At 39.8% G+C, this 13904-nt stretch carries 11 protein-coding genes; 6 read left to right on the top strand and 5 right to left on the bottom strand.

Features of this window, described 5'->3' with window-relative positions; all coding sequences use genetic code 11:
* The first annotated feature begins 121 nt into the window (after nt 1–121).
* Nucleotides 122–1675, top strand: a complete 1554-nt coding sequence (locus ATS75_RS05810) for a hypothetical protein (RefSeq protein ID WP_058559481.1) — start codon at nt 122–124, stop codon at nt 1673–1675.
* A gap of 279 nt (nt 1676–1954) precedes the next feature.
* Here the strand turns inward: ATS75_RS05810 and deoD are convergent, their stop codons facing one another.
* Entirely contained in the window at nt 1955–2662 is a 708-nt protein-coding gene (gene deoD / locus ATS75_RS05805) for a purine-nucleoside phosphorylase (protein WP_058559480.1), read from the bottom strand.
* Complete coding sequence (locus ATS75_RS05800) at nt 2662–3894, bottom strand: phosphopentomutase (protein ID WP_058559479.1); 1233 nt, start codon at nt 3892–3894, stop codon at nt 2662–2664. Before ATS75_RS05800 ends, deoD begins: the two co-directional genes overlap by 1 nt.
* A 191-nt stretch (nt 3895–4085) precedes the next feature.
* Here ATS75_RS05800 and udk point away from each other — a divergent pair, with 191 nt between their 5' ends.
* From udk to ATS75_RS05785, 3 genes are all read left to right on the top strand, one after another.
* Nucleotides 4086–4715, top strand: coding sequence for a uridine kinase (gene udk / locus ATS75_RS05795; RefSeq protein ID WP_058559478.1), 630 nt, complete (start codon nt 4086–4088; stop codon nt 4713–4715).
* A gap of 19 nt (nt 4716–4734) precedes the next feature.
* Nucleotides 4735–5958 carry a NupC/NupG family nucleoside CNT transporter gene (locus tag ATS75_RS05790; RefSeq protein WP_058559477.1) on the top strand — a complete coding sequence of 408 codons (1224 nt, stop codon included), beginning with the start codon at nt 4735–4737 and terminating at the stop codon, nt 5956–5958.
* A gap of 186 nt (nt 5959–6144) precedes the next feature.
* The gene (locus ATS75_RS05785) at nt 6145–6864 is read left to right on the top strand and encodes a substrate-binding periplasmic protein (protein WP_058559476.1); all 720 of its coding nucleotides are present in this window, start codon (nt 6145–6147) and stop codon (nt 6862–6864) included.
* An 11-nt stretch (nt 6865–6875) separates the two neighbouring features.
* Here ATS75_RS05785 and ATS75_RS05780 read toward each other — a convergent pair whose 3' ends face one another.
* The gene (locus ATS75_RS05780) at nt 6876–7592 is read right to left on the bottom strand and encodes a substrate-binding periplasmic protein (RefSeq protein ID WP_058559580.1); all 717 of its coding nucleotides are present in this window, start codon (nt 7590–7592) and stop codon (nt 6876–6878) included.
* Nucleotides 7593–7804: 212 nt separating this feature from the next.
* Between ATS75_RS05780 and ATS75_RS05775 the strand changes: the two genes are divergently transcribed.
* On the top strand, nt 7805–8707 hold the full coding sequence (locus ATS75_RS05775) for an endonuclease/exonuclease/phosphatase family protein (RefSeq protein WP_161936884.1): 903 nt from the start codon (nt 7805–7807) through the stop codon (nt 8705–8707).
* 13 nt (nt 8708–8720) lie between these two features.
* On the top strand, nt 8721–10895 hold the full coding sequence (locus tag ATS75_RS05770) for a M3 family metallopeptidase (protein WP_058559474.1): 2175 nt from the start codon (nt 8721–8723) through the stop codon (nt 10893–10895).
* Between the two features lie 100 nt (nt 10896–10995).
* Here ATS75_RS05770 and ATS75_RS05765 read toward each other — a convergent pair whose 3' ends face one another.
* Both ATS75_RS05765 and ATS75_RS05760 read right to left on the bottom strand, forming a co-directional pair.
* Nucleotides 10996–11205, bottom strand: coding sequence for a cold-shock protein (locus ATS75_RS05765; protein ID WP_058559473.1), 210 nt, complete (start codon nt 11203–11205; stop codon nt 10996–10998).
* A 723-nt stretch (nt 11206–11928) separates the two neighbouring features.
* Nucleotides 11929–13536, bottom strand: a complete 1608-nt coding sequence (locus ATS75_RS05760) for a sensor domain-containing diguanylate cyclase (RefSeq protein ID WP_152996186.1) — start codon at nt 13534–13536, stop codon at nt 11929–11931.
* Between the last annotated feature and the right edge of the window lie 368 nt (nt 13537–13904).

The following is a 13904-nucleotide window of genomic DNA, read 5'->3' as shown; positions in this document are numbered from 1 at the left end:
TGTATAAGTTTTACTTGCTTGATTAACATTCGCACACGGGCGTTTCTAATTGCTGGCTAGATAATTTGTCTGAGTAATATTAAACTAAGACTATTGTTTATTTATCATTAAATGTGCGCCAATGACTTTATTTTTACGCTTTTTCTTTTTGACGTTGCTTACCTGTAGTTTTAACACCACAGCAAAATACAACGAAGCGATGTGTATTTTGTATAAACAACAGATGCAGCAATTTAGTGATGATAAAAGCAGTCGCAGTTATCGAAACGCAAGAAGAGACTTTAATAAAAACTGTAACAACCCACCACCTGTTGAAAAAAAACCTCAGCAAACTATTACAGAACCAGCACCGGTTATAAACAGTCAAAGTACTCAACAAGATAACGATGCGCGCAATGACCCCAAAAGCGTTAACGAGCAAAGTGCTGTAGAAAATACCCTATCAATAAACGAAAGTGTAAACCCCCTTGACGCAAATGACACGCCAAAACAATCTGAGGTTGAATTATCTGAATCAGATTTAGAGAAAACAAATACAGTGGTTAATCAAAACCCACTTATTGAGGCCGAGAACGAGACAAAAATAGAGTCCAACGTTCAGGTTACTCCCGTTGAGTCGCAACCTAAGCCAGCTTTAAAAGTAGCTAAAGTGCCAACGATTACATCACCTGTCATAGCCGCAAGTGGTCAGTCAACATCATTGACCACGCCGATTCTTATTATCGTGTTAGTGTTACTGATTGCTGGATTAGTGATTTATAAACTTCGCATTAAAAAGCAATCAGCCGAATCATCCACTACGCCTATCAGTAACGCAGTGGTAACGCCTGTCACAATGCCAACCAAGCAAGATGTGCAGCAAACGTCAGTTTCGGACTCAAAAGCAGGTATGGGCACATTACACACAGATACAGCAGCCCCTGAAAAGGAATTGCCCATTGAGCAAGACATCAATGAACCCAACGTGCACACAGTTAACCCTGAAGTTGCAAATACGCCCTCTGTAGACTCACCAGAACAACTCGAAGCCAACACAGCAGGTGATGAGCTGAATGAACATAAAGAGCGCGAAATAGAGCCTATTGAACCTGACGCCACATACGATGAACCAAACCATGAAACTGCTGATGAGTCATTATCGACACTGCTTAAAAACGAACATGACTTTAAAGAACCAGAAATACGGATATTTGACCCTGATGCCCCCTTGCCAGGGAAGAAAGAAGAATTGCCTCCACAAGCTCGAGTTGAAGAGACTCCTATTGATACTTTAAAGGAAGACTCTCTCGCTGATTTGGCTGATACTACGACAGATCCTTTAAGTGAGCGAAGTAATAATCAAGGTGCTTTAAAGCAGCAGATGTCTGAGCAAACAATTGATCCAGCAGATAAAAGTGAACAGCAACAAAACATCAGCACTGAAGAGCATGAGATTGAACTAGCGCTCAATACATTAAATACACAGATTACTGAGCAAGGCAGCTCTTCAGAAAGAGTAGATGAAACATCTGATAAACAAGTTAAAGCCAATCCGTTTGCAAATCTCTCGTTAGACCCTACATGGGACCCAAGCACAAAAGAAAAGCCAACCATCGAACCCAAAAAAACGGTTCCAAAGTCAGCGGAACTCATTGCAGCAGAAGAACGTGCTAAGCAGTTGAAGACCGATAAGTAATACCAATCCGCAATAATACTTAATCATTTTACTGGGCTAAACGTGTCGCTAGCTGCGTTAAAAAATTCGCTACTTAGAACAACTAAATAGCGAATTTTTTGCCTTGCTATCAACACGTTTTTCTACCCTCATAATAGATCACTTAATTAAGCGAGTTGGTATTACTTGCTTTGACAGAGGTATAAAAAAAGCCGCATAAATGCGGCTTTGGGAGGTTAGTCTCACTGTATTTGGGCGTGTCTCCAAACGAGTGAATACGTTACCAAGGAACTTTGCTGATTACGCTTCTACTGACTCAAGCGCAATCTTAACCATTTCGTTAAATGTGCTTTGACGCTCATCGCTCGGCGTAGCTTCACCGGTAATTACGTGGTCGCTAACAGTGAATAACGCCATGGCTTTTGCACCGTATTCGGCTGCAACACCATACATACCTGCTGTTTCCATATCGACAGCTAACATGCCTAACTTATCAAGCTCTTGATAAAAAGTATTGTCCGCTTGATAGAAAGTATCTGTAGTAAATACATTACCTACTTTTGCTTTGATACCTAACTCTTTAGCGGCATTAACACCGTTTAAAAGTAAGTCAAAATCTGCAATAGCAGAGAAGTCATAGCCACGTACGCGAGCACGGTTTACGTTTGAATCTGTGCTGGCACCTTGTGCAAAGATAACATCACGAATTTTAATGTCGCTACCAATACCGCCACATGTGCCTATACGAATAAGGTTTTCAACGCCGTAACTAACTATCAATTCACGGGCATAAATTGACATAGATGGAATACCCATCCCAGACCCCATAATACTGACTGGCTTACCTTTGTAGGTACCGGTAAAGCCATACATATTACGAACGCCTGTTACTTTAACTGCGTTATCAAGAAAGTTTTCTGCAATATATTGCGCGCGTAGTGGATCGCCTGGCATTAAAACCGTTTTTGCGAAATCACCATTGTTCGCTTCGATATGCGGAGTACTCATTATTCGTTTCCTTTTACAATTGGCGCTTTTAGCTTGTCTATAAAGCCTTCACCATAGTCAAGTGCAGGTAAGTTAAACCACTGGGCAAGGGTTTGACCTATGTCTGCAAAACTAGCACGTTCACCAAGGGCCGTATTTTCAAGACCTGGTTGGTACGCAATTACAGGTACATATTCACGGGTGTGCTCACTGCCCGGGAATGTTGGGTCACAACCGTGATCCGCTGTAATTATTAAAATATCATCATCATTTAGCTGCTTAAGTATAGTCGGTAAAAAGTCATCGAACTCTTTAAGCGCTTTAGCATACCCAACAGGGTTGCGACGATGGCCAAACTTTTCGTCAAAATCAACAAGGTTCGTAAAAATCAGACTATGATCTGGCGCAGTTGCCATTACCTCAGTCGTTTTTTCGAGTAAGTTTTGCAAGCCTGGGGCTTTGTGCTTTTGGGTAATGCCTTGGTGTGCATAAATGTCTGCAATTTTACCAATGCTAATTACTTCGCCGCCGTCCTCTGCTAGCTTATCTAGCAATGTTGGTGCTGGCGGTAATACTGAATAATCACGACGATTGCCCGTTCTAGCAAAGTCTTGATTATTTGAACCCAAAAATGGCCGCGCAATCACTCGTCCTATGTTCATTTCATCAAGCAGCGCCCGTGTGATTTCGCAGACCTGATAAAGTTTTTCTAGACCGAAAGTTTGTTCATGCGCGGCTATTTGAAACACGCTATCAGCTGAGGTGTAACAAATCGGCATACCAGTTTTGATATGCTCTTCACCTAGCTGTTCTAAAATAGTAGTTCCTGAGGCATGGCAGTTACCTAAAATGCCAGGAATACCGGTGCGAGTAATTAACTCGTCAATAAATTCTTGTGGAAAACAAGGCTGTGTATTCGGGAAATAACCCCAATCGAATAACACAGGTACACCCGCCATTTCCCAGTGACCTGATGGTGTATCTTTACCGCTTGAAAGTTCTTTAGCATAACCCCATGCTGCAATTGGTGTTTGGCGGTCGCTAACTAAGCAAGGCTCTTTGCCTGCCGCTTCACATGCATCAATCAACCCTAATAGCGATAAATTCGGTAGCGAAAGTTGTTCGCCCGTTTCCTCTGAGTAAGCTTTCAACAGATGTGCAAATGTGTTTGCGCCTAAATCACCAAATTTATCAGCGTCAGGAGCAGCACCTATGCCTAAGCTATCTGCCATCAATATAATTGCTCTTGCCATACTCACCTCGTTAATCCAATGTGGCTACTTTATCTGCTGTTGCTTTTTACCGTACAGGACATAAGTCCTGTTTCATAAAACCTAAACATTATAAATTTCACATCTTAGAGCGAAGCAAGAGAGATTAATCGTGTCTTTTTTGCTATTGTGATCTACCAACAATGTATCCTTATGTGTGGATGAGAACTTTAGTGACACGAACAATAATAGCTATTGCTGGCGCTTCTGCGTCGGGCAAATCTCTTTTTAGCCAAACTATTTACAATGAGTTGGTTAATGAGCTTGAACCAGGCGCTATCGCCGTGATCGAAGAAGATGCGTACTACAAAGATCAATCGCATTTACCGTTTGACCATCGTACGCAAACGAACTACGACCACCCTGATGCGTTTGAACATGAGTTAATGTGTAAACACCTGACTCAATTACGCAATGGGGAAGCAGTCGAAGTTCCGACATATGATTATGCCCAGCACACGCGTAGCGACAAAACTCGCACCGTGATGCCAGCAGAGATTCTTATAGTTGAAGGGATTTTATTGCTTAGCGATAACGCGCTAAATAAAGAATTTGATATCAAAGTGTTTATAGATACACCCCTTGATATTTGCCTAATGCGCCGTATGCAACGTGATATGGAGCAACGAGGCAGAACATTACAGTCCGTTGTTGAACAATATCAAGCGACGGTGAGACCGATGTTTTATCAGTTTATTGAGCCCTCAAAGCACAAGGCTGATTTAGTGGTCACACGTGGCGGCATGAATCGTGTTGCGATTGATATAATTAAAAGTAAAATAAAATATTTACTGCAAAAATAACAACGGGAAATAATCACAAATGACAACATTTATGAGCTTAGTCGGCATGTGTGTGCTGCTAGGCATTGCTTTTGCGGCGTCAACCAACCGAAAAGCGATTAGTTTAAGAACGGTGGGTATTGCGTTTGCCATGCAGTTCATTATTGGTGGGTTTGTGCTGTTTTTCGAAGCAGGTAAAAACGCCTTAGTAAGCATGTCAAAAGCCGTATCATCGGTAATTGGATTTGCCAATGACGGAATATCATTTTTATTTGGTCCGCTTGCGAGCCAAGATACTTTAGGGTTTATTTTTGCGGTACAAGTTTTGCCTGTTATTGTGTTTTTCTCTGCGCTTGTTGCAGTGCTCTACCATATCGGCATTATGGATTGGATTATCAAAATCCTCGGCGGTGGTTTACAAAAACTGTTGAAAACATCGCGTACTGAATCGCTTTCAGCGACCGCTAATATATTTGTTGGCCAAACTGAAGCTCCGTTGATTGTTAAACCTTTTATTGCAACGATGACTAAATCAGAGTTATTTGCAGTAATGGTGGGTGGCCTAGCCACTGTAGCAGGCTCAGTCATGGCCGGTTACGTTATAATTGGTGTAGAACTTAAGTATTTAATAGCAGCCAGCTTTATGGCCGCGCCTGGTGGTTTTTTAATGGCCAAGATGATTGTGCCAGAAACTGAAACCCCAAAAGATACTTTGGCCGATCTTGATGATAATGAAGATAAACCAGTAAATGTGATTGATGCAGCCGCATCTGGCGCCGCAAACGGTATGCATTTAGCGCTCAATGTAGGAGCCATGTTATTAGCGTTCGTTGCTTTAATCGCGCTTTTAAACGGTTTATTAGGTGGTATTGGTGGTTGGTTTGATTACCCAACACTGACTCTACAAGAAATTTTAGGTTATATATTTGCCCCAGTTGCCTGGTTACTCGGTGTACCATGGAGTGAAGCAATTATAGCCGGCAGTTTTATTGGTCAAAAGTTAGTAGTGAATGAATTTGTTGCTTACTTAGACTTTATAAATTATCGCGATACGTTAAGTGCGCACACACAAGCGATTGTCACATTCGCGTTATGTGGGTTTGCTAACTTATCATCGATAGCTATTTTACTAGGTGGATTAGGCGGTATGGCGCCTAGTCGGCGAAAGGATATCGCACGCTTAGGGCTCAGAGCAGTGTTAGCAGGATCTATGGCTAACCTTATGAGCGCCGCAATTGCAGGTTTTTTCCTCTCGCTAGCTTAGAAACTTTGAGATGAGCCTTAGTTGCAAAACAATAGGATAACGCTTTAAGGGGTTAAAGCATTATCTGACTTGAACGATACTTCACCAAGGGCCGCAAGGCCCTTTTATCGTTTTAATACCTTTAACTTTTCTTATTCTCACCTTTGTTACTATACTGATCCTATCACGGTAAATTAGGGTTAATTAATGCGAGCGCTGTTTTACTCATTGCTAATGCTGTTTCCGCTATTAAGCCTTTGCCAACCCCTGTTACAAGTAGTGACGGAGCTTTCACCACCTAATCAAACTCGCATTAATAATGAAGTTGCTGGTCATAGCACTGACATTGTCAAACGTATCTTAGCTGAAGCCGAACTGGATGCCTCTTTCTCAATTTATCCATGGGCACGGGCATACAAATTAGCCAGCAAATTCGATAACACTCTCATCTATAGCCTAGCGAGAACCCCTGAAAGAGAAATGCTATTCCATTGGGTCGGTCCTGTTGCACAATTTAAATTAGGCTTTGTAAAGCTCTCTGAACGTAGAGATATTGAAATAACAAGTATAGCAGAGGCTAAAAAATACAAAGTAGCAGTTCAACGACATGATTTGGCTTTTCAGGTTCTATCAAAGCATGGATTTGATTTATTAATAACCTCAGATATAAGAAAATCTTACCACTTATTGCTCGCAAAAAAAGTTGATTTGATCATAGATGATAAGAATTATCTACCTGCAATGGGTGAACAACTGGCAATCGATCACGGTAAACTGAGCTTTATATATGCTATTGATGAGCTTGCTGTTTTTGGTTATCTTGCAGCAAATATAAATACCGAAGCAAAAATTGTTGGTGCATTAAAAAGTGCATTTAATGAAGTCAAAAAAACGTCCGAATATAAAACACTCATTAAAAATCGTTAAGTATTGTCAAATCAGCGTTTGTTAAAATATCGCTGTCTAAAAGTGTCTAAGTCGTCTACTTTTCTTAATGCTGCCAACTCTTGATTAAACTTCTCAACAATTTCTTTTGGCACTGATTTATTAAAGGCAAGGTAATTACCTTTTAACTTATTAACGGGCAATTCGACTAACTTTACGACTTCACTGCTGTCATGACCATACTGCTGTAATTGATAATCAATCGTAGACTCTGATCCTAGAATTAGGTCTATTTTATTTTTAAAAAATAAGTTGATGTATTCATAATGGTGGGAAAAGTTTAGTAAGTTTTTATCTTTGATAAAGCCAATATCATGTACTAATTGCTCGTACACATCCCCTCTTGCTAATCCCAAAGTATAATTACTGACTTGGCTCAAATCAGTCGGATTAATGTGACGATTACTTGTGAGTCGATAAAAAAAAGTACGTGAAGAGATTAATGGACCAACCCATTGAAAAAGTAACTCCCGCTCAGGTGAACGCGCGGTCGACACTAAACCTGAAGCTTTATTTTTCTGAGCCAAGTGATACGCCCGTGTCCAAGGAAGCAACTCAAATTGACAATCAACATTGACTCGCTTACACAAGGCACGTGTAATATCAAGATTCACCCCTTGTAACTGGCCTTTATTTGAAAAGTTATAGGGCGGAAATTGCTCAGTATAAATGGTAATAACCGGCTTAGAGTATGCAATGTAGCTACTCATTAACAATAAGCACGCAAAACTGTGTCGAATAAATATAGCGCTAACCACTTATAGACTAAAAGATACTTAATAATAAGTAGCTTTATACACCTCGTCAAATAACTCAATGAAAACAGTGTGGCCTATTTGATAGAAACCTATCGCAACTAAGTTGCAAATCACAAATGATACAATACAACATTACTTTAAATTCATTTAATGACTTTTTACCAATGAAAAAAATTAACTTTTTACTTTTTGCCTCAAGTTTAGGTTTACTTGGCTGCAGCCAAGGGGAGTTATATTCAGCGCATAAATTAACAGTAGCGACTTGGAATGTAGAACACCTTGCTAGTGATGGTGATCAAGGCTGCAAGATGCGCACTGAAAGTGACTATAACCAGTTAACTCAATATGTTAATACTATCGATGCTGATGTATTTGCTTTACAAGAAGTCGCCTCTGAGGCTGCTGTTTCGCGCATATTTAATCCTGAAAAATGGCAAGTCATTATGTCATCGCGTAACGACTCCCCCAGTTATAAATGTCGTGGTAATGGCAATCTATCTACACAGCAAAAGGTCGCCTTTGCTGTAAAAAAGTCAATTACAGTAAGCGACATAAAACACTTAACCTCATTTTCTGAGGTAAAGCTCGGTGCAAGAGAAGGCTTACAATTGTCACTGAAATATAATAATCAAACAATAAACTTGTTAAACCTTCATCTTAAAAGCGGATGCTTTACTCAAAACTACAGCCAAAGCGACAGTAAAAGCTGTCAAATATTTGCCAAACAAGCTGAGCTTCTAAAACAGCATGTTGCGAGTCAAATACTCCCTGGTGAGCAGTGGCTTATGTTAGGCGACTTTAACCACCACCTAGCAGATGACAAAAACACATTACGCAACACTTTAATACCTGAAAATATGTCTGCAAACAGTAAGCTAACAGTTCTGACCGACGGTAAACAAAGTTGTCACCCTAAATACCCTGCACCCATTGATCATATAATTTCTTCGCCAACAATGACCCGTAAGCTTTCCTCACTTGTCATGTTTCACAAATACTCACAACAAGCACCCACCACAATGTTAAGCGATCACTGTGCGTTAAGTGCCACTTTTAATATTAACTAACAAGAGAGAAAAAATGAAAACAATTTTAGCAACGGCCATTAGTTCGGCATTATTTTTAACAGCCTGCTCTGAGCCTGTCGACACTAATGCCAATAATGCAAGCAAAACGACCACAGCTGTTGAAGTGTCCTCACAACAACAAGATATCAACCCACTAATGAAGCCAAGTTCACTTCAGTACCAAGCACCTGACTTTGCAGCGATTGAGGATGCACATTTTTTACCCGCATTTACTAAAGGTATAAAGCAGCAAAAACAAGAAATTGCCTTGATCGTAGAAAATACAACACCAACAAGCTTTATTAATACTATTGTTGCATTAGAACGAAGTGGAGAGCTATTAGGCCGCACAAGTAGCATCTTTTTTAACTTATCAGGGACTGATTCAAACCCTACACGACGTGAACTGCAAAAAGAATTAGCACCAAAGTTAGCTGCGCATAGCGATGATATCTTCTTAAATAAAGCGCTATTCTCAAAAGTAGAAAGCCTGTTTAATAATAAAGAACAGTTAAACCTAACAGCTGAAGAGTCGCGCCTTTTAGAAGTGTATTATAAGCGTTTTATTCGTGCTGGTGCTCAGTTAAATGATGATCAGCAACAGCAGATCCGCGATATTAATGCTCAGCTTTCTAAGTTAACAACTGAGTTTAGCCAAAACTTACTGGCACTCATGCAATCTAATACGATTCTAATTGAGGATAAATCAAAGCTTGCTGGTTTAACCGAAAGTAAAATTCAGCAATTAGCTAATGCAGCCAAAGAAGCTGGGCATAAAGATAAATATTTAATTAAGATCACAAATACGACTCGCCAGCCTATTTTAGCCTCATTAGAAAATCGTGAGCTACGTGAAAAAGTGTGGCAAGCATCTGCAGATCGAGCATTATCTGGTAAGAACAGCAACCGTAATATGGTACCTAAGCTCGCTAAGTTACGCTCAGAGCGTGCAGCTCTGCTTGGCTATGACAGTTATGCCGATTATGGCTTAGAGTCACAAATGGTGAAAAAACCAAGCGCCGTGTACGACATGTTTGGCTCAATGGTTCCGCAATTACTACAAAATGTAAACGCAGAAGCAGGCGCAATTAAAGCTAAAATAAACGCATCAGGTAAAGACTTTGAGTTACAACCTTGGGATTGGTTTTATTATGCAGAGCAAGTACGTAAAGATAAATACAACCTCGATGAAAATGCTGTAAAAGAATACTTTGAGTTTAATCGCGTGCTTGAAGATGGTGTTTTTTATACCATGAATCGCTTTTACGGTGTCACCTTCAAGCCGCGCCCAGACTTACCTGTGTATCACCCTAATGTAAAAGCGTATGAATTATTTGATCACGATGGAACAAGTTTAGCTATTTTCTACGCAGATTACTTTGCACGCGAAGGAAAACGAGGCGGTGCTTGGATGAGTTCATTCGTAAGACCTTCAGAGTTATTAAATAACAAGCCTGTCGTTGTGAATGTGATGAATATCCAAAAAGCACCTGAAGGCGAACCTACGTTAATTAGCTATTCAGAAGCCACAACTATTTTCCATGAATTAGGACATGGCTTGCACGGTATGTTAACCAAAGTTAAATATCCTAGCTTAGCGGGTACATCTGTATCACGTGACTTTGTTGAGTTCCCTTCAACATTTGAAGAAGATTGGGCGATGCACCCTGAAGTGATTGCAAACTACGCGAAACACTATAAAACAGGTGAGCCGATACAAGCAGACTTACTTAAAAAAGTCATTGATTCACGTAGCTTCAACCAAGGATTTGATACTTTAGAATATGTTGCTGCGGCGTTGCTTGATATGGAGTGGCACTCAGTTCCTGCGGATGCACCTTTACAGGACATTGTTGAGTTTGAAAAAACAGCACTGGATAAGCACAATATAAATGTACCATTTATCCCACCACGTTATAAATCAGCGTATTTTTCACATTCTATGGGTGGCGGATATTCTGCAGGTTATTATGCCTACATGTGGAGTGAAATTTTAGCTGCTGATGCCTACGCTTTCGTGCAAGAAGAAGGCGGTTTAAAGCGTGAAATAGGCGATAAATACCGAAAAGAGATTTTAGAAGTAGGTAACTCTCGTGATCTAATGGAATCTTATAAAGCATTTAGAGGCCAAGAACCAAGTACCAAGGCACTACTAAAACGAAGAGGTCTCACAACAGTTGTGAACTAATAAAAAGGTAAGCAAGTTAACGCCTGCTTACCTACTCTTGATTTTTAGACACAAAAAAAGCGCTATATAAGCGCTTTTTGAATTCTACCTAAGGGTAAAATTATACAGCAGTGATGTTTTCTGCTTGAGGACCTTTTTGACCTTGTGAAAGAGTGAACTCTACACGTTGGCCTTCAGCAAGAGTTTTGAAACCTTCGCTTTTGATTGCTGAGAAATGTGCGAAAACATCTGGGCCATTTTCTTGCTCGATGAAACCAAAACCTTTAGACTCGTTGAACCACTTAACTGTACCTGATACGATGTTAGACATAGTAATATCCTGATATAAAAAATAAAAATAATGCCCATATGGGCGGGTGTAGCAAAAAATGAGATGGTACTTAAAAACTTCAGGACGGTACTACAAGTATTACTTATACAACAACGCAATGGAGATTTATAAATTACATGCTTTCTTTCTAGCTGCGGCTTACTATATAGAGTTGTAAGAATATGTCAAACATTATCTTTGTGTTTATGAAGATAAATCAGAACATGGGTAATAAAATACATTGAAATTCGCCAGCAGAAATAACCACTAAACAATCATATTGTATTTTAGCGTTTTTCTTCGAAGTCATGCTGGAATGGATGGGATTGCTTATTCTACTATAGCGAACCTCGCTTAAGGTTAAGCGAAGTTGTTCACTTTCATTACTCATCACTGACATAGCCTAATTAACCTGAACTCTGGTTAAGGGATGTGCTAATATACTGATATTAAATAATAAATTTTTTATAACTCTCCAGCCGGAGACTTTCAGGGGTAACAAGGCGAATTTATGCGTCAATAGCTTGCCTATTGCAAGTAAATTCAACGCAGTTAGCGCTTAAAGTAGCCGCTGGAAATAAATTTATTATCCAGAGTTCAGGTTAATTAACTGAGGCTACACCTAACGCGCATAAACATCCCTACAAAGACAAACAAAGCTCAAACCTTAGTGTGAACCTGACAAATTTCATCACATCTTACAATTGACTGGCTTCCACTTATCTAAGCAACGATAGCTTTATCAACATAGCCATATTCAGGGTCAAGTACACATCGATTGCGCCCTGTATTTTTAGCTTCATAAAGGGCTTTGTCCGCACTTTTTAATATCTCGCCAATCGCTTTTCCGTGTATAGGCCAACCAGAAATGCCCACTGATATGTTAATGTGGCCAACTGGGGGCATCAGTGTTTTTGCAACACCAGTTCGTAACCGCTCAGCAAGAACATAGGCTGTCCGGCTTGATGCATTTGGTGATATCACAATAAACTCTTCACCCCCAGTGCGCACTACAAAATCACTCGCACGCGTAACATTCATAATTACTTTTGCTAAAGATTGTAAAACACTGTCTCCAATATCATGGCCAAACTCATCGTTAACACGTTTAAAAAAATCTATATCTAGCGCTAATACAGCGAAAGGAGTACCACTATCGACTAACTGATCAAGAATTGAATCTAAGCTGCGTCTATTGTGTAAGCCCGTTAATGGATCTGTTTGCGCTTCATGGCGCAGTTCAAAAATCCTATTTTGTAAAATGCCCACCCCTTTGAGCATTGCCTTGCGTAACTCTGCACTTTCAAAATACCATGAGTGAATTTGTTTAAGCTGCTTTGACGCTTCAGGACTATCCAGTTCATCCGCTGTCTCCGCTAAGCCTCTTAAGGGATGAGCTATTATTCGCGCTAACAGCCAAATAAAAATAAACGTAGCAAAGCCTATGGGTAATGTGCGGTAAAGTACATTAACCATCAGTCCTTCTAACGGCTCTAGCGTTTTCTCTAATGGACGTTGTGTTATCACTCCCCACTTTGCACTATTAAGCGGAGCATAGCCTGCTAAAACATCGACGCCCTTACTATTGGTCACGTGCTGTGTGCCACTTTCACCATTGAGAACCGACTCGATCACTTTGTTGTTGTATACTTGTTCTCCGACTCTTGACTTATCTGGGTGATAAAGAAGGCGTCTGTTTTTATCAACAACATAAGAATATGAACCATCTTGATGAAAGTGCGTTTGCAGCAAACTATGCAGAATACTTTCTTCTTTTAAATAAATAGCACCACCAACATAACCCAAATATTCACCTGTACTGCTAAATAATGGGTGTGAAATAAAAATAATCAGGTTGTTAGCGGCAGAAATATATGGGTCACTTATCATCGGCTTTTGAATAGTCCGCGCTTGTATGGCGCCAAAGCTTTCAAGTTTAGTGTCCTTTAACTGCAAACTCGCAGGCGACACTTCAAGCACCACTCCTTGCGCTTCAACAACGACAGTAGAGTTAAAACTATCTGTTTGTAGCCTTAAACGCTCAACTTCTTGTTGATAAATCGCTTTATTATCAAAATTGTTAGCAATTATATTGGCTGAATAAGCGAGCTGCTGCTGTGTGGCATGCAAAAAACGTTCTGTTGCTAAACTGAGCTTTGCAGCATAAGCACTTTGACTTTTGAGGGTTTGTGACTGCAGTTGTTGCTTTTGAACTTGATAACTTGAATAAAAGCTATTTAAAAAAGTAACAATGGTGGCTGATATAGCTAAAAATAAAATCAATTTTTTTAAATCTAACTTTATTTTTAAATGATTTTTAAGGTTACGCAAAATATAACTCAACGTTGGTAAAAAATGCGCCTTAAAACTCCCTGGCTATAAAGTGAGCAGACTGTACCAAAAAGTATGATAAAGATCTACCTTGAGCCACCCTACTCTTGATTTAGAACAAAAACTCTACTCATTAGATTCGTCTTTCATTAAGCGCATATTTGGCTTTCAACACGAACAAAATAATACTGTTATTTTTTGCTTTAGCAGCTGCATAACCTCAATTAAAAACGAGATGACTATTTTTTTATTGCACTAATTTTTAAGGTAGAATCAAAACAGTGTTGCTTTTCAGCTTTGCGGCCAACTATCAAAAAAGCTAAAGTTTGGAGCAACAATAAACGTACGACTCTTGCAACTTTGAACAA

The organism is Pseudoalteromonas sp. H105, assembly GCF_001469215.1.
In the GTDB taxonomy this organism is placed as follows: Bacteria; Pseudomonadota; Gammaproteobacteria; order Enterobacterales; family Alteromonadaceae; genus Pseudoalteromonas.
Note: the sequence above shows the minus strand (reverse complement) of the source record. Positions and strands in the feature narration are given on the sequence as shown.